Source organism: Bradyrhizobium sp. HKCCYLRH2047 (genome assembly GCF_051168175.1).
Classification (GTDB): domain Bacteria; phylum Pseudomonadota; class Alphaproteobacteria; order Rhizobiales; family Xanthobacteraceae; genus Bradyrhizobium.
Genome location: NZ_JBNPUM010000011.1, coordinates 63680 through 84688 on the forward strand (window position 1 = coordinate 63680; position 21009 = coordinate 84688).

A 21009-nucleotide genomic window follows, 5' to 3' on the forward strand; every position below is an offset into this window, starting at 1 on the left:
GTGGCTCAGCTCGCGTGCTCCTCGCGCTCGTGGATCACGCTGGCGCGGCCGACGATGAGGTCGTCGACCTGGCCGATGCGCGAGACGTCCTTGCCGGCATAGGGCAGCGAATGCAGCACGCAGCGCATCGCGTTCAGCCGCGCACGCTTCTTGTCGTCTGACTTGATCACGGTCCACGGGCAGTCGGCGGTGTCGGTGGAGAAGAACATCGCCTCCTTCGCGCGGGTGTAGTCGTCCCATTTGTCGAGCGACGCGGTGTCGATCGGCGACAGCTTCCACTGCTTCAGCGGATGCGCCTCGCGCTCCTTGAAGCGGCGGCGCTGCTCGTCGCGGCTGACCGAGAACCAGAACTTGATGAGGTGGATGCCGCTGCGCACGAGGTTGCGCTCGAACTCCGGCACCTGGCGCAGGAACTCGTCGTACTCGACCTGAGAGCAGAAGCCCATCACGCGCTCGACGCCGGAGCGGTTGTACCAGGAGCGGTCGAACAGCACGATTTCGCCCGCGGTCGGCAGATGCTCGACATAGCGCTGGAAGTACCACTGGCCGCGCTCGACGTCGCTCGGCTTGTCCAGCGCCACCACGCGGGCGCCGCGCGGATTGAGATGCTCCATGAAGCGCTTGATGGTGCCGCCCTTGCCGGCGGCGTCGCGGCCTTCGAACAGCAGCACCAGGCGCTGGCGCGCATCCTTCATCCAGTTCTGCAGCTTCAACAGCTCGGTCTGCAGGATGAATTTCTGCTCCTCATAGTCCTTGCGGTACATGCGGAATTTGTAGGGGTAGCCGCCCTGGCGCCAATTGTCGGCGAGCTCGTCGGAGGTGTGGCGCTTGTCGGGCTTGGCCTTGCCCTCGATCAGCGCCTTCATCAGCCTGGCATCGTCCGGCGCGGCGCCGTCCAGCATTGCCCTGACCGGCGCGGAGTTGGGGTCGAGGGCCGGCGGACCGTTGAGCACGGTCTCGAACGCCGACAGCTCGGTGATCTGCGCGGCCTGCATCGATTCGTCCACAAGCGACTGACCGATCGGATCGAGCTTGGCTGCGGACTGCCGGCGCGCGACACGCGCCGTGGCGCTCGCGCGCTTGCGGCGCTGACCGTTGGAAGCCTTGTCTTTCGTCGACTTGCCTTTGGTCTTGCCTTTCGTGGTGTTGGACTTTGCCATACGATCCCGCCGCCTGCTGCTGGTTTAACAGAGATGTGAATCGATCTTTATCCGCCAAGGACCCTGCGTCAGGTTGACGTGGATCAACCTGCCGCAGGTGGGTACCAGCGAGGCGAGCAAAATCGTCTCGCGCGGTAAAGCCGGCGTTACACCACGATCGACAGCCGCTTCGCGGCGCGGGTGATGCCGGTGTAGAGCCAGCGAGCGCGGCTTTCCTGGAAGGCAAAGCTCTCGTCGAACAGCACGACGTCGTCCCATTGCGAGCCCTGCGACTTGTGCACGGTCAGCACGTAGCCGTAGTCGAACTCGTCATAGGGCTTGCGCTGCTCCCACGGGATGTCCTCGATGCCGCCGGCGAAGCATTCGCCGCGCACCGAGACTTTCGTGACCTTGCGTCCGAGATCCTCGTCGGGCGCGACCCGCATGGTGACGATCTTGGACTTCGAGGTCGCGCGCGACTTCACCCGCCACAGCCCGCCATTGAACAGGCCCTTCTTGCGGTTGTTGCGCAGGCAGACCAGCTTGTCGCCGGCGACAGGGAGGGCGTCCTCGATGTCGAGGCGCTGCCGGAAGCGGTTGTTGTAGGCGCGTCGGGTGGCGTTGCGGCCGACCAGCACCTGGTCGGCCTCCATGACGCGGGACGGATCGAGCTCGCGGCGCTCGACCACCTCGCTCTCGCCGTAGCGGCCGACGTCGAGCGTGTTGCCCTCGCGCACGTCCATCGACATCCGCACGATCGGATCGTCCTTGGCCTGGCGGTGCACCTCGGTCAGCATCACGTCCGGCTCGCTGTCGGTGAAGAAGCCGCCCCCCTTGACCGGCGGCAGCTGCGCGGGATCGCCGAGCACCAGCAGCGGGCAGTCGAAGGACAGCAGGTCGCGGCCGAGATCGGCGTCGACCATCGAGCATTCGTCGATGATGATCAGCTTGGCCTTGGAGGCCGGCGCGTCGTCCCACAATTCGAAGTTCGGCTGCTCCTCGCCGGTTTCTTGCGCGCGATAGATCAGCGAATGGATGGTGGAGGCGTTGTCGCAGCCCTTGCTGCGCATCACCAGCGCCGCCTTGCCGGTGAAGGCCGCGAACTTGACCTCGCCGTCGACGCCATCGGCGATGTGGCGGGCCAGCGTGGTCTTGCCGGTTCCGGCATAGCCGAACAGCCGGAACACTTGTGGCGTGCCGCTCTGGCCGGGCTTGGCCTTCAGCCAATCGCCGACGGCCTTCAGCGCGGAATCCTGATGCGGGGAGAAGGTGGTCATGGCTCACAGGGATGGAGCCGCGCGGCGACTCGGGGACATTCCGTGAACCTAAGGGCTGATGCGGGGAGATCAAGCGCTAGCTAAGGCAGGGGTGCCTCGCTTCAGAGAATGGAGGCCGAAAGCGCGCGGCGCGTACGGTGTGCTCCCTCCCCCCTTGTGGGGGAGGGTTGGGGAGGGGGGGGGCTCCGGGCGACACCGCCCGTGTGGGCCCCTCCCCAACCCCTCCCCACAAGGGGGAGGGGAGCCGACTGCGCGCGCGGCGACGGCTCGGCCATTCAGAGAAGTCGACTACTGCCAGCCCGGCACGCCCCGCATGTCCGGCAGGTGGTGCGCGATGCCCTTGTGGCAGTCGATGCAGGTCTTTTCGCCGGTGAACAGGAAGCGTTGATGCGCTTCCACGGCGCGCGGCGACTGCTTGGTGATGTCCATCGACTGGGAGCTGTGGCAGTTGCGGCATTCGAGCGAGTCGTTCGCCTTGAACCGTGCCCACTCATGCAAGGCGAGCTCCAGTCTGCGGTCGGTGAACTTCTCGCGGGTGTTGATCGAGCCGAACAGATGGCCCCAGACCTCCTTGGAGGCCTGCATCTTGCGCGCGATCTTGTCGGTCCAGTTGTGCGGCACGTGGCAGTCCGGGCAACTGGCGCGCACGCCGGAGCGGTTTGAGAAGTGAACGGTCGACTTCAGCTCGGCGAACACGTTGTCTTTCATCTCGTGACAGCCGGTGCAGAACTTCTCGGTGTTGGTGATCTCCAGCGCGGTGTTGAAGCCGCCCCAGAAGATCACGCCGGCGAGGAAGCCGGCGAGCACCAGCACGCCGAGCCCGAACACGGAGCTCGGCTTCAGCAGCACGTCGATGAGGTCGAGAATGAACTGCCAGGCGCGGCCGGCAAGGCCGAGCTGCTGCTCGGGGACGGGTGCCTTGGCGCCCTCCGGGATGTCGGCGCTGCTCATCGCTTGCCACCCGGCTTGTCGTGCGCCAGCAGCGTGTCGATGTCGACGAAGTCGTTGCTGACAAGCGGATTGGCGACACTCTGCGGCACGTGGCACTGGGTGCAGAAGTAGCGGCGCGGCGACACCGACGCCAGGAACTGGCCGTCGCGGTCCATGAAGTGGGTGATCGACAGCATCGGCGCCTTCGACTCCGCGATGCGAGCACGGGCATGGCAGGACAGGCATTTGTTGCCCTGCATGTCGACCTGATAGCCGTCGATCGAATGCGGGATCACCGGCGGCTGCTCCGGATAGTTGCGCACCTCTTTCTCGGCGGTGTTCTTCGTCGGCTGCATCGGCGGCGCCGGGCCTTCGTCATTGAGCGGCGTGGGGCCGCGCAGCGACGAGGAGACGCTCTGGGCGAGCAGGGCGCTCGAGCCGGCCGCAAGGCTGGCTGCGAGCAGCATCATGGCAAGTCTCTTGATCATGATCGTCACACCCGCTCGATGCGCACGGCGCATTTCTTGTAGTCGGTCTGCAGCGAGATCGGGTCGGTGGCGTCGAGCGTCACCTTGTTGATCAGCTTGGACTCGTCGAACCACGGCACGAAGACGAGCCCGCGGGGCGGCTTGTCGCGGCCGCGGGTCTCGACGCGGGCGCGGATGAAGCCGCGCCGCGAGGCGACCTTGACCTCGTCGCCGCGCCTCAGGTTCGCGGCCTCGGCATCGTCCGGATGCATGAAGCAGACGGCTTCGGGGAACGCCTTGTAGAGCTCGGGCACGCGGCGCGTCATCGTGCCGGAATGCCAGTGCTCGACCACGCGTCCGGTCGACAGCCAGAACGGATAGTCCTTGTCCGGCGATTCCGCCGGCGGCTCGTAGGGCAGGGCGAAGATGCGCGCCTTGCCGTCCCGGAAGCCGTAGAACTGCACGCCGGTGCCGGACTTGACGTAAGGGTCGGAGCCCTCGCGGAAACGCCAGCGCGTCTCCTTGCCGTCGACGACAGGCCAGCGCAGGCCGCGCTCTTTGTGATAGGCCTCGAACGGCGCCAGGTCATGGCCGTGGCCGCGGCCGAACGAGGCGTATTCCTCGAACAGGCCCTTGTGGACGTAGAAGCCGAACGCCTTGGATTCGTCATTGGCATAGCCCGGCTCGATCTGGTCGACCGGGAATTTGTCGACCTGGCCGTTCCTGTAGAGCACGTCGAACAGCGTCTTGCCGCGAACCTCCGGCTTCTTGGCGATCAGCTCCTCGGGCCAGACCTCTTCGATCCTGAAGCGCTTGGAGAACTCCATCAGCTGCCAGAGGTCGGAGCGCGCCTCGCCCGGCGCCGAGACGAGCTGGTGCCAAAACTGGGTGCGGCGCTCGGCATTGCCATAGGCGCCTTCCTTCTCCACCCACATCGCCGTCGGCAGAATGAGATCGGCGGCGAGCGCGGTCACCGACGGATAGGCGTCGGAGACGACGATGAAATTGTCGGGGTTGCGGAAGCCCGGATAGGTCTCTTCGTTCGCGTTGGGGCCGGCCTGCAAATTGTTGTTGACCTGCACCCAATAGGCGTTGAGCAGGCCGTCCTTCAGCATCCGGCTCTGCAGCACCGCGTGATAGCCCGGCTTGTCCGGGATCGTACCTTCCGGCAGCTGCCAGATGTGCTCGGCCTTGGCGCGGTGCTCCTTGTTGGTGACCACCATGTCGGCGGGCAAACGGTGCGAGAAGGTGCCGACCTCGCGCGCGGTGCCGCAGGCCGAGGGCTGCCCGGTCAGTGAGAACGGGCTGTTGCCGGCCTCGGCGATTTTGCCGGTCAGAAGATGGATGTTGTAGACGAGGTTGTTGCACCAGACGCCGCGGGTGTGCTGGTTGAAGCCCATGGTCCAGAACGAGACCACCTTGGTCTTCGGATCGGCATAGAGCTCGGCGAGCGCCTGCAGCCGGTTCAGCGGCACGCCGGACATCTCGGCGGCCTTCTCCAGCGTGTAGCCCGAGACGAACTTCGCATACTCGTCGAACGAGATGTCGGTGGCGTCGTTCGGGTTGGCGGCGCCCTTGGCCTTCTTCTGCAGCGGATGCTCCGGCCGCAGGCCATAGCCGATGTCGGTCTGGCCCTTCTTGAACACCGTGTGCGCCTGGACGAAGTCCTTGTTGACGCGGCCTGTCGTGATGATGTGGTTGGCGATGGCGTTGAGGATGTAGAGGTCGGTCTGCGGCTTGAACACCATGCCGATATCGGCGAGGTCGAACGAGCGGTGCTCAAAGGTCGAGAGCACGGCGACCTTGACATGCGGCGTCGACAGTCTCCGATCGGTCACGCGGGTCCACAGGATTGGATGCATCTCCGCCATGTTGGAGCCCCACAGCACGAACGCGTCCGTGGCCTCGATGTCATCGTAGCAGCCGGGCGGCTCGTCGATGCCGAAGGTGCGCATCATGCCGGCCACGGCCGACGCCATGCAGTGCCGCGCATTGGGATCGATGTTGTTGGAGCGGAAGCCGGCCTTGAACAGCTTGGAGGCCGCATAGCCTTCCCAGATCGTCCACTGGCCCGAGCCGAACATGCCGACGCCGGAGGGCCCGCGCTTCTTCAGCGCCTCCTTGTACTTCTGCGCCATGATGTCGAAGGCTTCGTCCCACGTGACCGGCGTGAACTCGCCGTTCTTGTCGTACTTGCCGTTGGTCTTGCGCAGCATCGGGTGCGTCAGGCGATCATGGCCGTACATGATCTTGGACAGGAAATAGCCCTTGACGCAGTTCAGGCCGCGATTCACCTCGGCCTTGATGTCGCCATGGGTGGCGACGACGCGGTTGTCCTTGGTCGCGACCATCACGCTGCAGCCGGTGCCGCAGAAGCGGCAGGCGGCCTTGTCCCATTTCAGCTCGCTCTGCTCGCGCTCGGTGACGAGGTTCGCCGCGAGCGAGGCGCTCGGCATGCCGGCGGCGGCCGCGGCAATCGCGGCGGCTTCCAGCTTCAGCATCTGGCGGCGATCGATCTTCATGTCGGTCATTGGAGTCTCGTGTGATTAGCCGGCGTCGATGGCGTGGAAGACGAGGCAGGCGGAGTGCACGTGCGGCAGCAGTCCGATCCGGTTCATGGTGGCGCCGAGCGCGCCGGCATCGGGCGCATCGACGACGACGATCAGCTTGCCTCTGATGTCGCGGCCGTGGATCTCGCAGCCGGACAGCGCGAGGATGTCGGCTGCGACGCGGTCGAGCTGCTCGGGCCGGGTCTGCACGATGATGCTGGCGATCTCGCCCTTGGCTGGTGCGACGACGGGATCGGCGGTGAGGACGCGGCCGGTGATCAGCGCGCGCCGGTCGAGGGAGGTGCGGTGTGAGAGCACGGCGGGGTCCTTCCGATCAGTGCGCCGCGGGCGGCCCGGGCGGTCCGGCCATCATCTGGTAGACCCACACCGTGAGTCCGTAGGAGCCGACAGTGGCGACCGCGAGCGCAGGCATCAGCACGGCAGTGAGAAACAGGAAGGCAAAAATTTCCATGCGTCTGCGACGCGCACGCGCGTTCGCATCGCCGCCAATGAGCGACATGAGAGAATTCTCGGCTAGGGGGAGGTTCAGGAGGGGTTGCGGCATCCGGGCCGCGCCTGTTCCAACGTTAAGCAAGGAAGCCTTGCCAAAGGCTTGACCTGGATCAAGCGGCGGACCGCGGGGACAATTGGTCGCGGATCGGCGAGCATGCCGGTGCGATCGTGGTTGATGGTCTGTGAAGACCCGTGATCGCGTTGTCGATCGTGAGAAATTCTCGCTGCTTTGCACGGGCGTCTCGATACGAACATCCCTTCGCCGTGTGACGAAACAGGACCGGCATCGCTATTTTTCCGGGGTGCTCGACACGCGTTTCGCCCGCCACCATCATCCCTTGCATCGCATCAATGCGGATGCGCAAGGGTCGGAGAGGGCAATGAAGCGTCGCGATTTTCTCAAACTGTCATTGGCATCAGCTGCGGTGATGAGCTGCGCGGCGCCGCTGCGCGCCGAGGACAGGCCGAAGGAGATCCGCATCGGCACCCAGAAGGGCGGCTTCTTCCCCGCCGTGAAGGCGCGCCGCACCATCGAGGAGACGTTCAAGCCTCTCGGCATCGAGATCGTCTGGGTCGATTTCCAGTTCGGTCCGCCGCTACTTGAGGCCATCAATGTCGGCAGCGTCGATTTCGGCTATGTCGGCGACGCGCCGCCGATCTTCGCGCAGGCCGCGGGCGCCAAGATCCGCTACGCCGCCGCCGTCAAGCAGAACGGCAGCAGCCAGGCGATCGTGGTGCAGAAGGATTCGCCGATCAGGACGCTTGCCGATCTCAAGGGCAAGCGCGTCGCCTTCGGCAAGGGCTCGAGCGCGCACAATCTGCTGGTCGCAGCACTCGAGAAGGCGGGCCTGTCGTGGAGCGACATCACGCCGGCGCCGCTCGCGCCGGCCGATGCCACCGCGGCCTTCGTCAAGGGCTCGGTGGACGCGTGGTCGATCTGGGATCCGTACCTCGCGCTCGCCGAGCTGAAGGAGAATGCACGGGTGATCGCGTGGGACAAGGACGTGCATAAGCCGAACTCGTTCTACATCGTGGGCTCCGACTTCGTTGAGAAGTATCCCGCCATCGTCGCCCGGCTGAACGCCGCGTTCGCCGCCGAGGGCATCTGGGCCAACAGCCATCACGACGAGGTGGCCAAGGCGCAGGCCGAGGCGACCGGCGTCGACATCGCGGCGGTCAGGCGCTTCGTCGACCGTTCGGTCTACAGCGTCGTGCCGCTCGACGACGACATCATCAGGAGCCAGCAGGCGGTGGCGGATCGGTTCGCCCGCATCGGCCTCATTCCGAAACAAGTCAACGTCAGCGACATCGTCTGGAAGTGGACGCCGTCCACCTGACGCCTGATCGCCATCCCAATCCGAAAGAGACTGACATGAGTAACGCTTCGAAGCCCAACGTGCTGTGGTTCCTGCCGACCCATGGCGACGGCCGCTATCTCGGCACCTCGCAGGGCGGCCGCGAGGTCAACTTCAACTATCTGCGCCAGGTCGCGCAGGCCGCCGATCAGCTTGGCTATTACGGCGTGCTGATCCCGACAGGACGGAGCTGCGAGGATTCCTGGATCGTGGCCTCGGCGGTGGCGCCGTTCACCGAGCGGCTGCGCTATCTCGTCGCGGTGCGGCCCGGCCTGCAATCGCCGGCGGTGGCCGCGCGCATGACCGCGACGCTCGACCGCGTCAGCAACGGCCGGCTGCTGGTCAACGTCGTCACCGGCGGCGATCCGGTCGAGAACAAAGGCGACGGCATCTTCCTGTCGCATGAGGAGCGCTACAAGGTCACGCGCGAATTCCTGACCGTCTACAACGCGCTGCTCGAAGGCGAGGCGGTCAACTTCAGCGGCAAGCATATCACGGTCGAGGACGGCCGGCTGCTGTTCCCGCCGGTGCAGTCGCCGCGGCCGCCGCTGTTCTTCGGCGGCTCGTCGGATGCCGGCATCGACGTCGCGGTAGACACCGTCGAGAAGTATCTCACCTGGGGCGAGCCGCCGGCCGATGTCGCGGCCAAGATCGCCAAGGTGAAGGCCGTCGCCGACAGTCGCGGCCGCAAGCTGTCGTTCGGCATCCGCTTGCATGTGATCGTGCGCGAGACCAATGACGAGGCGTGGGCGGCCGCCGGCGACCTGATCAAGCACGTCACCGACGACACCATCGCCTCGGCGCAGAAGATTTTTGCCCGCATGGATTCGGTCGGGCAGCAGCGGATGTCGCAGCTTCACGGCGGCCGACGCGACAAGCTCGAGATCAGCCCGAACCTGTGGCCGGCGTCGGCCTGGTCCGCGGCGGCGCCGGCACGGCGCTGGTCGGCGATCCCGACACGGTGGCGGCGCGCATCCGCGAGTACCAGGATCTCGGCATCGATACCTTCATCCTCTCGGGCTATCCGCATCTCGAGGAAGCCTACCGCTTCGCCGAGCTGGTGTTTCCCAAGCTTGGCTTGAATGTGTCGGAGCGGACGGGCAACGTCACCAGGCTCCGCACCAATACCGGCCCGTTCGGTGAGACCATCGCCAACGAGCACCGTCCGTTGCAGAGGGCCTCGCAATCATGAGTCTGATCGAAAGTGTTCCCAAGGTCCGCAGGCTCGCGGTGCCGCGCGCGGATGGGCTGATCCCCTGGCTGGTGCCGCTCGCGATCATCCTGATCTGGCAGGCGGCCTCGGCCGCCGGCCTGGTCTCGCCACGCGTGCTGCCGGCGCCGAGCGACGTGGCGCGCGCCGGCTGGAAGCTGCTGTGGTCGGGCGAGCTCGGCCGCAACATCTGGGTCAGCTTCTGGCGCGCCTCGATCGGTTTTTTGATCGGCGGCGGCATCGGCTTCGCCTTCGGTCTGGCCAACGGCCTGTCGCAACTGTCGGCGAAGCTGACCGACACCACTCTGCAGATGATCCGCAACGTGCCGCATCTGGCGCTGATCCCGCTGGTCATCCTGTGGTTCGGCATCGACGAGAGCGCCAAGCTGTTTCTGGTGGCGCTCGGCGTGTTCTTTCCGGTCTACCTGAATACGCTGCACGGGATTCGCACGGTCGATCCGCAACTCATTGAAATGGGCCGCGTCTACGGCATGTCCGACCGCGAGCTGTTTCGCCGGGTGATCTTCCCCGGCGCACTGCCGTCGATCTTCGTCGGCCTGCGCTTCGCGCTCGGCATCATGTGGCTCACCCTGATCGTCGCCGAGACGATCGCGGCGTCCTCGGGCCTCGGCTACATGGCGATGCAGGCGCGCGAGTTCATGCAGATCGATGTCGTCGTGCTCTCCATCCTGATCTACGCCCTGCTGGGCAAGGTCGCCGACAGCGCCTCGCGGGTGCTGGAGCGGCTGACGCTGTCCTGGCATCCGGCCTTCAGCAAGCATTGAGGTTCTGGAAATGCAGCAAGCGCTCCGAATTCCCGTCTCCGGTGTGGAGGCGATCGACGGCCCCGATGTGATCGGGCATGCTGAGGCTTTCCGCCCCGTGAGGAAGCACAGCGTGAGTCCGGCCCAACCCGAGACACGCGGCCTGCCGCTCGTGATCCGCGATCTCCGCAAGGCGTTCGGCGACAACGAGGTGCTGCGCGGCATCGACCTGGAGATCGCGGCCGGCCAGTTCGTCGCCGTCGTCGGCCAGAGCGGCTGCGGCAAGAGCACGCTGCTGCGGCTGATTGCCGGCCTCGACAAGCCGACGTCGGGCACGATCAGCTTCGGCGAAGCGGCCGCGCGGCCCGAGGACGTCCGCGTCATGTTCCAGGAACCGCGGCTGCTGCCATGGGCGCGGGTGCTCGCCAATGTCGAGGTCGGGCTCGGCCGCGAGCGCAAGGCCGCCGGCGCGCATGAGCGGGCGCGGCGGGCGCTCGACGAGGTGGGTCTCGCCGACAAGCGCGACCAATGGCCGGCGGTGCTGTCCGGCGGCCAGAAGCAGCGCGTCGCGCTGGCGCGCGCGCTGGTCAGCGGTCCGCGCCTGCTGGCGTTCGACGAGCCGCTCGGCGCGCTGGACGCGCTGACGCGGATCGCGATGCAGCGGCTGCTGGAGCGGGTCTGGGCCGATCAAACCTTCACCGCAATCCTGGTCACCCATGACGTTGCGGAAGCCGTGGCCCTCGCTGATCGCGTCCTCGTCATCGAGAGCGGCCGGATCGCCGAGGACATCAGCGTCGATCTGCCGCGCTCGCGCCAGCGCGGCTCTGCCGAGCTTGCGGCGCTGGAAGGCTCGATCCTGGGCCAGTTGCTTGGACCGGGCACGACGGGGTAGGAAAGGTCAACGCAATGAACTCCATCGTCCGTCACATGCCTGATGCCACGGCGCTCCAGCCGGATTTTCGCTCTGCGATGCGCCAACTGGTCGGAGGCGTCAGCGTCATCACGGTCGGACGCGGCGATGAGGTCACCGGCATGACGGTGAGCTCGCTGTCGTCACTTGCGGTCGAGCCTCCCTCCATCATCGTCAGCCTCAACCGCAACGCCTCGTCCTGGCCAATTCTGCAGCGGGAGGGCGTTTTTGGCGCCAATCTGCTGGCGGCGGATCAGATCGGCGTGGCCGAACGGTTTGCGGGTAAGGGTGGCTTGCGCGGCGTCGAACGTTTCGCAGGGGCGGAGTGGCGCAAACGGGTCACCGGTGTGCCGCTCCTCGTCGGAGCGCTCGCGACGCTGGATTGCGAGGTCGAGGAGATCATCGAGCGGCACTCCCATGCCATCGTGATCGGCAGAGTGGTCCATATCGATGTGGCGCCGCAGTCGGCGGCCCTGGCGTATTGGCATGGCAGCTATGTCGGGGTTGATCGCGACGACGGTCACGGTCGGCTCGCGGCCTTCAGCGTCCCGGATCCGCGGCTGACGCCGTAACGTTCCGACGCTCCCGGGGCGAGCTGGCAACTTTCCTGCGGACGCCTTAAAAGCCGCTGTCGGCGTCAGCAGCGGAAATCATGAAACGGATCGGAACCTGGGCTCTGTATGCGATCGGCACGGTCGCCATCCTCTATCTCGCGCTGTATGCGTACGCGGTCCTGACGCAGCGCGAGTTCACGCCCGGCGATCCCATTCACATCTTCCGCAATCCCGAGGCGCCGAACTATTCGTGAGGCTGTGCCCGGCGACGCCGCGCCGGCGTATTCTCGCGAACCCACGGATCCGCGGACTGTTCACAGTCCTGTAGCTGCATCCAATCGTTGGTCAGAAACTGCACGCGGCAGCGGCGCCACACTTTGATGTGTCCGCCATCCGGCGACGTCTCGACGTCGGATAGCGACAGCGTGGGCGGCCGCCAGCGATAGCTGCGTTCATTGTCCCAGCCGTCGCAGCCCTCCCTGCCACAGGCGATCGTTCGCGAGATCAGCTTGCCTTTTCCTGCGAAGCACCAGCTCCGGACGCCCCATTCCTGACCCGACGATGGGGTGACGAGCGGTGCGTGCGACGTCTGCTCCCAGCAGCCTGACAGCACGCCGCGCGTTGCGGCACCGGCCGGCGAAACGGCAAGCGGCGCGCCGAGGGCCAGCGCGCCGCCGAGAACGATCCGGATGGGCAGATTATACGGGGCTCGGCATGCGCGGCGTGTCGCCGGAGCCCGGCGGCGGGATCGGCACGCCGCCGTCGGCATATTCGTTGAGCTTGTTGCGCAACGTGCGGATCGAGATGCCCAAGATATTGGCCGCATGTGTCCGATTGCCCAGGCAGTGCTTCAGGGTCTCCAGGATCAGGTCACGTTCGACATCGGCGACCGTGCGGCCGACCAGGGCGCGCGTGACCTGTTCCGCCGCCATCGTAGCATGCGCGACGGCGGGTTGGGTCTTGCCGATGTCGAGGCGGGCGCCGTCGGGCGTGAGGATGGCATCCGGCCCGATCTCGTCGCCCTGTGCCATCAGCACCGCGCGATGCATCGTGTTCTCCAGCTCGCGCACGTTGCCCGGCCAGCGGTTGGTGGTGAGGATGCGCTTGGCCTCCGCCGAGATCGGCCGCAGCGGAACGGCATTGGCCTCGGAATATTTGCGCGCGAAATGCTGCGCCAGTTCGAGAATGTCGGCGGGGCGCTCGCGCAGCGGCGGGATCTTGAGGTTGACGACGTTGAGCCGGAACAGCAGGTCCTCGCGGAACGTGCCCTCGCGCACGGCGTCGGCCAGGTTGCGGTTGGAGGTCGCGATGATGCGGATGTCGACAGGGACGGGACGGGTGCCGCCGACGCGGTCGATCACGCGCTCCTGGATCGCGCGCAACAGCTTCGACTGCAGCCGCACGTCCATCTCCGAGATTTCGTCCAGCAGGAGCGTGCCGCCATTGGCCTCCTCGAACTTGCCGATGCGGCGGGCGACGGCACCGGTGAAGGCACCCTTCTCGTGGCCGAACAGCTCGGACTCCAGCAGGTGCTCAGGGATTGCGGCGCAGTTGATCGAGATGAAAGGACGCTTGGCGCGGGCCGAGCGGGTGTGGACGTAGCGCGCCAGCACCTCCTTGCCGGTGCCGGATTCGCCGGTGATCATCACCGAGGCGTCGGAGCCGGCGATCTGCTGGGCGAGCTTGATCACCTTGGCCATCGCCTCGTCGCGATAGACCAGATCGCGGCTGTCATTGGCGACAGCGGCGAGCACCGCCGCGATCAGCTCAGGATCCGGCGGCAGCGGAATGTATTCCTTGGCGCCGGCATGGATGGCGGCGACCGCGGCGCGGGCATCGCTGGTGATGCCGCAGGCCACGATCGGCACGTGGATGTGCTCGGCATCGAGCCGCATCACCAGGTCGCGGATGTCGAGCGCGACGTCGACCAGCAGCAGGTCGGCGCCCTTGCCGCCGCGCAGCACCCGCATCGCCTGCTCGTTGTCCTCGGCATGGGTGACGGTGGCGCCGTTCTCCATGGCGATCTTGGTGGCCGTCGTCAGCTGGCCCTTCAGCGTTCCGACGATGAGAAGCCGCATGTTGGTCTCCTATTCGGTCGTGCCGCTCTCGATCGGCACGCAGGTCATGTCTGTCAGTTGCGGTCGGACTTGATGATTTCGGTCATCGTCACACCGAGCTTGTCTTCGACCAGAACCACCTCGCCGCGTGCCACGAGCCGGTTGTTGACGTAGATGTCGATGGCTTCGCCGACCTTGCGGTCGAGTTCGAGCACGGTGCCGGGCCCGAGCTTCAGCAGCTCGCCGACATCCATCTTCGAGCGGCCGAGCACGGCCGAGACCTGAACCGGGACGTCGAACACCGCCTCGAGGTCGGCCGCGATGCGCGCAGCATGCTCTTCTTCATTGTAGCCGACGTCGCCGCCCAGCGGAGGCGCGTCCGCCGCATTGAGGTCGGGAAGCGGGATCTCGTTGTCGCTCATGACTTAAACTCCCTCGGCCACCACGGCGGCCTAGTTCTTCTTGGACGCCATGTAGCGTCCGACCAGCTCGTTGATCTTGGCGTCGATCGCAGCGCGCTCCAGCACGACCCCGCCATCGGCCCATTCGATACGGCAGTCGCCGGTCGCGATCTCCGGCTCGGCGAGGATGACGAGGCGCCCCTCGAAGCCGCTCTGCTTGGCGAGCTTCTCGATCTTCTCGCGGGCAAGCTCGTACAGCGCGTCGTTGATGCGCAGCACGAGGTGCGGCGTCGCCACCAGATGCGCGAAGCAGTCGTGCACGAGTCCGGTGATCTCGCCGAGCGGCTCCGCCTCGACCAGCGCCGCGCATAGCTTGCGGGCGACGGCGACCGCGACATCGACGGCCTCGGTTTCCATCCGCTGCTCGATGCCTTCGAAGCGTGCGGAGATGCCCTGCAATTGGATGTTGATCTGCTCCAGCGCCGAGGCGACGCGGCGGTCGGCCTCGACCTTGGCTTCGCGCTGCGCCGCCTCGTAGCCATTGCGATAGGCGGCGGCTTCGGCGGCCGCGACCTTCTGTGCGATCTCGGCGGAGGTGGCGGCAGCGCGCTCCCGCGTCGCCTTCTCCGGTGCGGCGAAGTCGGTATCGAACAGGAATTTCGCGGGCTGAGCCATCAATACACCAGTTCGTCGTCGGCGCGGTTCTTGCTGAGCATGATCTCGCCCTTGGCGGCGAGATCCTTGGCGAGGTTGACGAGCAGGGCCTGCGCCTCGTCGACGTCGCGCAGGCGCACCGGTCCCATCGCGGCCATGTCGTCCTGCAGCATCTTGGCGGCGCGGGAGGACATGTTGCCGAAGAAGAAGTTGCGCACCTCCTCGTTGGCGCTCTTCAGCGCCACCCCGAGCTTGTCCTTGTCGACGTTGCGCAGCAGCGTCTGGGCGGAAGCGGAGTCGAGCTTGATCAGGTCGTCGAAGGTGAACATCAGCGCCTTGATGCGCTCGGCGGATTCGCGATTCTCTTCTTCCAGCGAGGTGATGAAGCGGGTCTCGGTCTGGCGGTCGAAATTGTTGAAGATCTCGGCCATCACCTCGTGAGCGTCGCGGCGGCGGGTCTGCGACAGGTTGGACATGAACTCGACGCGCAGGGTCTGCTCGACGCGCTCGATGACCTCCTTCTGCACCGCTTCCATGCGCAGCATGCGGCCGATGACGTCGAGCGCCATGTCCTCGGGCAGGATCGCGAGCACGCGGGCGGCATGCTCCGGCTTCAGCTTGGACAGCACGACCGCGATGGTCTGCGGATATTCGTTCTTGAGGTAGTTGGCGAGCACCTCTTCCTGGACGTTGGAGAGCTTCTCCCACATGTTGCGGCCGGCGGGGCCGCGGATCTCGTCCATGATGCCGTTGACGCGTTCCGGCGGCAGGTATTGCTGCAGCAGGCGCTCGGTGGCGTCGAAATTGCCCATCAGCGCGCCGGAGGCTGACATGCGCGAGACGAATTCGAGCATCAGGTCCTCGACCACGTCGGCTTCGATGGTTCCCAGCGTCGACATCGCCAGCGACAGTTCACGCACCTCGTCGTCATCGAGCTGCTGCCAGATCTTGCCGCCGTACTGCTCGCCGAGGGCGAGCATCATCACCGCGGCGCGGCGCGGCCCGCTCAAGGGCTCGGTCTTCTCGCGCTGCGCCTGGCGGCTCGCCAAGGTCGCGATGACCGTGGAAATGTCGTTGTTGTTGGCGTTGGCGTTCTGGGTCTGCGGCAGCGACATGGCGTCTACGTTCTTTTCAGTTCAGGCGGTTCACGTCGATCGGGTCAGCTCTGCGGCTCGGCGAGCCACTGGCGGATGATGGCGGCGGCTTCGCCCGGGTTGCGGTCGGCCAGCTCGCCCACCCGGTGGACGGACTGAGCGTGGACCTGGCCCTGGACCTGGGCGACGTCGATCATGTTGGCGGTCTGCTGGGCGTGAGCGGCTGCCTGGATGGTTTCGTCGGTGAGCGCCGGCAGGCCGCCGCCCGGGACGGCGATCTCTTCGGTGGCGATGATCTTCTTCACCAGCGGCCGCACCACCATGAACACGACCACGATGCCGAGCAGCATCATCACCGCGAGCTCGATGACGTACATGACGTCATCCTTGGTGAAGTGGAGCATGCCGAGGAAGCCGGTGGGCTCGTTGATCTGCGGCACCGCGGGAGCGTCGGCGAATTTCAGGTTGACCACCTCGACCTGGTCGCCACGCTTCTGGTCGAAGCCGATGGCGGAGCGGACCAGTGCGGCGATGCGGTCGAGCTCGTCCTTGCTGCGCTCCTGATAGACCAGCTCGCCCTTTTCGTTCTTGGAATAGGCGCCGTCGACCAGAACCGCGACCGAGATGCGGTTGACCCGTCCGGCCTCGGTGACCTCCGTCTTGGTGGTGCGGGAAATCTCGTAATTGTTGGTCTCTTCGGTCTTCTTGCTCTGGTCCCGCGGCTGTTGCGGCGGCTGGTTCTGCTGGTTGCCCGGCAGCTCGTTGTTGACCGTGACCTGGCCGTTGTTCTCGTTGGTCGCCGACTGCTCTTCGCGGGTCTGGCTCGAGCGCAGCACGCGGCCTTCCGGATCGTAGCGGTCGGAGGTCTGGGTGATGCGGTTGTAGTCGAAATCGGCGGAAAGCTGGACGCGGGCGCGGCCCGCTCCGACCACCGAGGAGACGATGTCCTCGACCTGCTTGCGCATCCGCTTCTCGAAGGCGTTGCGACGCTCGTCGCCGACCTGCTGGTCGATGTCGGTCTGGGTGCCGTCGGCGAGCAACTGTCCGGCCTCGTCGACGATCGACACCCGCTGCGGCTTCAGGCCGTTGACGGCGGAGGCGACGAGGTGGCGGATGGCGCGGATCTGCGCCGGCTCGAGGGTGCCGCGCACGCGCACGACGATCGAGGCGGACGGCTCCGGGGTCTCGCGCGAGAACAGCGGCCGCTCGGGCAGGACGAGATGGACGCGCGCGGCCTGGACACGGTCGATGGCGCGGATGGTGCGGGCAAGCTCGCCTTCGAGCGCGCGGAGATGGTTGATGTTCTGGACGAAGCTCGTGGTGCCCAGCGCGTCCGACTTGTCGAAGATCTCGTAGCCGACGCCGCCGCCCTTGGGCAGGCCGCCCTCGGCGAGCTTCATGCGCAGCCGGGTCACCTTGTCCTTGGGCACCAGGATGACGCTGCCTTCATTGCGCATCTCGAAGGGAATGCCCTGCCGCTCCAGATCCTTGATGATGCTGGAGGAGTCTTCCATCGTCAGGTCGGTGAAGAGGGTGGTCATCTGCGGCGCGGTCACGCGCATGATGACGAAGCCGAAGAAGCCGATCAAAGCAGCGGTCACCGCGATCATGGCGGTGAGCCGCGCGGCGCCCAAACCCTTCAGGAAGTCCAAGAGACCTTGCAAGCAACTGCCCCATAGTTCGGCATTCGACGGGTGGCCGCTGAAAGGCGATGTGAGCTTCGCGGGCCTTTACGGCCGGTTGCATAGATCGCGAAATTCAATCCTTAACCTTCACCAGCACCCGCATTCCAGGTGGCGATCCGATGTCAGCCGCCACGTCCGCCAGTCGCAGAGGGGGCGCGGAGGTTGGATCGAACCGCTGGGCAATTATTGCCTATGGGAAGGTTTCGATATGGTTAACGATGGTTAAAGGGTCCTAACAAAGTGTAGACATGCAAAAAATCGGCTTGGCGGGGCCAAGCCGATTTTCGAACAAATCCCGTCGCGTCGGTAACGTCTTATTGGCGATATTGCTGAATTCGGGTGGTGCGCAGGCCGGCGAGACCATGCTGGTCGATCGAGAACTGCCACGACAGGAATTCGTCGACGGTCAGGGTGTAGCGGCTGCACGCTTCCTCGAGGGACAGCAAGCCGCCGCGAACGGCGGCAACGACTTCAGCCTTCCGGCGAATGACCCACCTCTTGGTGCCTGGCGCAGGCAAATCCGCGATGGTGAGCGGGCTGCCGTCAGGCCCGATGACGTATTTCACCCTCGGGCGATGGGGTTCTGTCATGGCGTACTCACAAACTCTTAACCACTGAACTCACGGTAAGACCCTACGCCGCCTCGCTTAAAATTTGCCTAAGCGAAGGGCGCGAATCCGGCGCTATGCGCGAACGCCGCCACTTCCGGTGGCGCTGCGCCCCGGGAGCGGAATCGTGGTAAATGATTGGTTAAGAATTTCCGGCGCTTACGCTGACATGTCGCCGCGGCGGCTGAGCTTGTTCGAGCTCAGCCGGGATCGGTTCAGACGGGGCGGGAGCTAGCTCACGATCCGCTGGATCTGGTTCACCGTATAGGTCTGGCCGCCGATCGACAGCAGCGGCGGCTGCTGGGTCAGGTCGACCGAGGATACGGTGCCCTTGACCTGGGTCGAGATGGCCACCGGCGAACCGTTCGTTGCATCGGTGCCGACCACCGTGATCTTGTATTGCCCGTCCGGCCATTGGGTGCCGTCATTGCCCTGGCCGTTCCAATTATAGGTCTGGTTGTCGCCGGCGCTCGCCGAATATTTGCCGCTGAAGACGGTCTGGCCGACGCTGTTGGTGATGCTCACCGTCAGGTTGCTGTCCTTCGGAATGCTGAGATCCCAGCTCGCTTGCCCGTTGGTCATGGTCGTCGTCGAGCCGTTCACCACCGCTGTCTTGCCGACGAAGGCGAGCGCCTGGGTCGCCTGCGTCGTCTGCTGCATCGTGAGCAGCGATGCGAGCTGGTCGTTGGTCTTGAGCTGCTGCTCGACGCCGGCGAACTGCACGAGCTGCTGGGTGAACTGGTTGGTGTCCAGCGGATCCAACGGATTCTGGTTCTGCAACTGCGTCGTCAGCAGCGTCAGGAAGGTCTGGAAATTGCCGGCAATGGTCGAGCCTGCGCTCGAGCCGAGGCTGCTGTTGCCGGTTGACGAATTGGTGTTGGTCGTGCCCGAGACCGGCGGGGGTGCCGTGATCGCGTCGCCGATTGCCATGGAAGCCTCCTGTTAAACCCTGATATCCACGCCGCCTTGCGCGCCGAACATCCGTCCATAGGACCGTCCGGCGAGCTGGACCGGGACGTTTTCGTCCTCGGTCACGATCAGGCGTTGTGCGTTGCCATTCTGTTGATAATCGCCGCCATTCTGGCCGGACGAGTTCTGGTCGCGCAGCGAGAACTGCAATCCGCTGTTGTTGCTCTTGAGGCCGGCGTCCTGCAGCGCCTGCTGGAGCTGCGGCGCCGTCTGCTGCAGCATCGCCAGCGTCTCCGGCTTCTCGACCCGCAGATGCGAGGTCACCTGGCCGTTGCGGTCGACGTCGATGCGGACGTCGATGCGGCCGAGCTCGGCCGGATCCAGTCGGATCTCGAAGCGGCTCTTGCCGTTGAGCGCGGAGGCTGCGATCTCGACGGCAAGCCCATGAAGCGGCACAGCGGCCGCCGTGGCGGCTGTCGCGGTCAGGTTGGCCGAGGTGATCTGGCTGGTCGATGCGGCCGGCGTCGACAGCTGGGGCTGCAACGCGGCCGTGGCCTGTGCACTCGGATCCGGCGCCGGCCCGTTGGTCTGGCTGGTCGTCGGCGCGGCGTTGCGATCATGTGAGGCCGGTGCCTGCACGTTGCCATTCGCCTTCCCATCGCCGGCCTCGACGGAGTCCGGCTTGGCTGCAACAGCGGGCTGTTGCGCGAGCGCGCCATGGCCCGGCTGCTGAGTGGACTGGACGTTGCCATTGCCAGTTTCGGTGACCTTGCCGGCTGCGCCGTCGGCGAGCCCCGTCTTGGTCTGGGTGCCCGGCTTGCCCGTCGTCTTGGTGCTGCCGGGAACCGCCGCATCGAGCGCGGCGGTGAAGCTCTGATCGGCAGATGCGGCAGCGTCGCCGGAGGCCGCCGCTGCCGTCTCCGGCGTCGTCGCGGTGGATCCGGCTCCGTCGGCATCCTTGGCCGCCCCGGTGGATTTGGCTGCGGCCGCCAGCAGGCCCGCCGCGGCATCGACCGAGCCCTGCGGGCCAACACCGGGCACTCCGACGGGAGCGGCCGCACCGGGCGCATTGGTTTTGCCGTCGCCGTCCGCCGTGCCATCGCCGGTGGCGGGGTTGGCGAGGGTGATCTCGGGCTGGATGGCGACGGCGACCGGCGTCGGCACGGCCACGGTCGGCCCGGCTACAGCGGTCGTCGCGGCGCTCGCATCCGTGCCGGCCTGATCGCCGTCCTTCTTGTCGCCCGTCTTGCCGTCGCTGGTCTTGCTGTCGGCGGTCCCGGCCGCATCGGTTTTGGTCGACGTGCCGGCGCTCGCGTCGCCCGGGGTATCCGAACCGCTGTCGTCGGCGCGCGCGGTGCTGCCGTCGGCCTTGTCCGCCGGCTTGTCCTGCGACCTGGCCTGGGTGGTGCGATCGGCGTCGCCGGCCCGCGCCGGCTCGCGGCTCGGGGTGGAAGCGCTGGCGGCGCGCGGCGACGGCGACGCGGAGGTGGGCGGCGACGCTGTCGACGGATCCGGAGTCGCGGCGTCGACCAGCGCCGAGAAGCTGTCGGACGGCTGCGGAGCGTCCTGACGGGACTGTCTCGGCGCCGTGGTCTTGAGAACCGTGCCTGCCTGGATGTCTGACGTGACGCTGAACACCTTGGACCCTCTCGCGATGAACTCGACCAAGCAGTTCAGCAAGGAGCGGGCCAAGCCGGGGTTGCAGAAAATCGCCAACAAATTCAGGTTCTTATGGAATCAATCGGGGCGCGGGCCGCAGCCCTCGTCCTCGCCATTTCTGCCCGGCCGGCAAGATTTGCCGCCGGCATCTGCGACCGGCGCAATTGCTTCGCAGGAAGTGCGCCTATATTAGAGACAGATGCTTTCGTGTTGTTTCCGATCAGGACATCCTGTCCGGAGATCGCCCGAAGCAAGCCATCCGCAAAGACGGCGC

General features: G+C 66.0%; 21 protein-coding genes and 1 pseudogene. 7 read left to right on the forward strand and 15 right to left on the reverse strand.

The genetic code is table 11. The features are described 5' to 3' along the window. Positions 1-5 precede the first annotated feature (5 nt). From ppk2 to napE, 7 genes are all read right to left on the reverse strand, one after another. The gene (gene ppk2 / locus ACQR1D_RS24660; protein ID WP_316237570.1) at positions 6-1160 is read right to left on the reverse strand and encodes a polyphosphate kinase 2; all 1155 of its coding nucleotides are present in this window, start codon (positions 1158-1160) and stop codon (positions 6-8) included. A 146-nt stretch (positions 1161-1306) separates the two neighbouring features. Then, positions 1307-2416, reverse strand: a complete 1110-nt coding sequence (locus ACQR1D_RS24665; protein WP_434840042.1) for an ATP-dependent DNA helicase — start codon at positions 2414-2416, stop codon at positions 1307-1309. Positions 2417-2704: 288 nt separating this feature from the next. Continuing rightward, positions 2705-3367 (reverse strand): NapC/NirT family cytochrome c, encoded by a 663-nt coding sequence (locus ACQR1D_RS24670; RefSeq protein WP_316182347.1) that lies wholly within the window; start codon positions 3365-3367, stop codon positions 2705-2707. Continuing rightward, positions 3364-3816, reverse strand: coding sequence for a nitrate reductase cytochrome c-type subunit (locus ACQR1D_RS24675; RefSeq protein WP_434840104.1), 453 nt, complete (start codon positions 3814-3816; stop codon positions 3364-3366). The genes ACQR1D_RS24670 and ACQR1D_RS24675 overlap by 4 nt, the downstream gene beginning before the upstream one ends. A gap of 23 nt (positions 3817-3839) precedes the next feature. Next, complete coding sequence (gene napA, locus ACQR1D_RS24680; protein ID WP_434840043.1) at positions 3840-6344, reverse strand: nitrate reductase catalytic subunit NapA; 2505 nt, start codon at positions 6342-6344, stop codon at positions 3840-3842. A gap of 15 nt (positions 6345-6359) precedes the next feature. Then, positions 6360-6680, reverse strand: coding sequence for a chaperone NapD (locus ACQR1D_RS24685; RefSeq protein WP_315803349.1), 321 nt, complete (start codon positions 6678-6680; stop codon positions 6360-6362). Positions 6681-6696: 16 nt separating this feature from the next. After that, entirely contained in the window at positions 6697-6882 is a 186-nt protein-coding gene (gene napE / locus ACQR1D_RS24690; RefSeq protein WP_316182353.1) for a periplasmic nitrate reductase, NapE protein, read from the reverse strand. A 373-nt stretch (positions 6883-7255) separates the two neighbouring features. On the opposite strand from napE, the gene ACQR1D_RS24695 reads away from it, so the two are divergent. From ACQR1D_RS24695 to ACQR1D_RS24720, 6 genes and pseudogenes are all read left to right on the forward strand, one after another. Continuing rightward, positions 7256-8212 carry an aliphatic sulfonate ABC transporter substrate-binding protein gene (locus ACQR1D_RS24695; RefSeq protein ID WP_434840044.1) on the forward strand — a complete coding sequence of 319 codons (957 nt, stop codon included), beginning with the start codon at positions 7256-7258 and terminating at the stop codon, positions 8210-8212. 35 nt (positions 8213-8247) lie between these two features. Further along, positions 8248-9422 (forward strand): annotated as a pseudogene (gene ssuD, locus ACQR1D_RS24700) (FMNH2-dependent alkanesulfonate monooxygenase). After that, complete coding sequence (ssuC, locus tag ACQR1D_RS24705) at positions 9419-10225, forward strand: aliphatic sulfonate ABC transporter permease SsuC (RefSeq protein ID WP_316182359.1); 807 nt, start codon at positions 9419-9421, stop codon at positions 10223-10225. Before ssuD ends, ssuC begins: the two are co-directional and overlap by 4 nt. Before the next feature lie 10 nt (positions 10226-10235). After that, positions 10236-11096, forward strand: coding sequence for an ATP-binding cassette domain-containing protein (locus ACQR1D_RS24710; RefSeq protein ID WP_315803354.1), 861 nt, complete (start codon positions 10236-10238; stop codon positions 11094-11096). 14 nt (positions 11097-11110) lie between these two features. Then, the gene (locus ACQR1D_RS24715) at positions 11111-11686 is read left to right on the forward strand and encodes a flavin reductase family protein (RefSeq protein ID WP_434894110.1); all 576 of its coding nucleotides are present in this window, start codon (positions 11111-11113) and stop codon (positions 11684-11686) included. A gap of 80 nt (positions 11687-11766) precedes the next feature. Next, positions 11767-11922: a hypothetical protein gene (locus ACQR1D_RS24720; RefSeq protein ID WP_284421132.1), complete on the forward strand. Its 156-nt coding sequence runs from the start codon at positions 11767-11769 to the stop codon at positions 11920-11922. A gap of 444 nt (positions 11923-12366) precedes the next feature. Here the strand turns inward: ACQR1D_RS24720 and flbD are convergent, their stop codons facing one another. The 8 genes from flbD to ACQR1D_RS24760 form a co-directional block, all read right to left on the reverse strand. Next, a complete protein-coding gene (gene flbD, locus ACQR1D_RS24725) occupies positions 12367-13746 on the reverse strand; it encodes a sigma-54-dependent transcriptional regulator FlbD (protein ID WP_315803356.1) in 1380 nt (459 codons plus the stop codon). A gap of 53 nt (positions 13747-13799) precedes the next feature. Then, positions 13800-14147 (reverse strand): flagellar motor switch protein FliN, encoded by a 348-nt coding sequence (fliN, locus tag ACQR1D_RS24730; protein ID WP_015669138.1) that lies wholly within the window; start codon positions 14145-14147, stop codon positions 13800-13802. Positions 14148-14177: 30 nt separating this feature from the next. Then, complete coding sequence (locus tag ACQR1D_RS24735; protein WP_315803357.1) at positions 14178-14801, reverse strand: FliH/SctL family protein; 624 nt, start codon at positions 14799-14801, stop codon at positions 14178-14180. Further along, positions 14801-15895: a flagellar motor switch protein FliG gene (fliG, locus tag ACQR1D_RS24740; protein ID WP_315714167.1), complete on the reverse strand. Its 1095-nt coding sequence runs from the start codon at positions 15893-15895 to the stop codon at positions 14801-14803. Before fliG ends, ACQR1D_RS24735 begins: the two co-directional genes overlap by 1 nt. 44 nt (positions 15896-15939) lie before the next feature. Continuing rightward, the gene (fliF, locus tag ACQR1D_RS24745; RefSeq protein WP_315803358.1) at positions 15940-17538 is read right to left on the reverse strand and encodes a flagellar basal-body MS-ring/collar protein FliF; all 1599 of its coding nucleotides are present in this window, start codon (positions 17536-17538) and stop codon (positions 15940-15942) included. Between the two features lie 335 nt (positions 17539-17873). Then, the gene (locus ACQR1D_RS24750) at positions 17874-18149 is read right to left on the reverse strand and encodes a DUF1153 domain-containing protein (protein WP_002714638.1); all 276 of its coding nucleotides are present in this window, start codon (positions 18147-18149) and stop codon (positions 17874-17876) included. 249 nt (positions 18150-18398) lie between these two features. Beyond that, a complete protein-coding gene (locus ACQR1D_RS24755) occupies positions 18399-19097 on the reverse strand; it encodes a flagellar hook capping FlgD N-terminal domain-containing protein (protein WP_315803359.1) in 699 nt (232 codons plus the stop codon). 12 nt (positions 19098-19109) lie between these two features. Further along, on the reverse strand, positions 19110-20714 hold the full coding sequence (locus ACQR1D_RS24760; RefSeq protein ID WP_434894109.1) for a flagellar hook-length control protein FliK: 1605 nt from the start codon (positions 20712-20714) through the stop codon (positions 19110-19112). Between ACQR1D_RS24760 and ACQR1D_RS24765 the strand changes: the two genes are divergently transcribed. Then, the gene (locus ACQR1D_RS24765; protein WP_315803361.1) at positions 20701-20928 is read left to right on the forward strand and encodes a hypothetical protein; all 228 of its coding nucleotides are present in this window, start codon (positions 20701-20703) and stop codon (positions 20926-20928) included. The two genes, ACQR1D_RS24760 and ACQR1D_RS24765, sit on opposite strands and share 14 nt — an antisense overlap. The last annotated feature ends 81 nt before the right edge of the window (positions 20929-21009 follow it).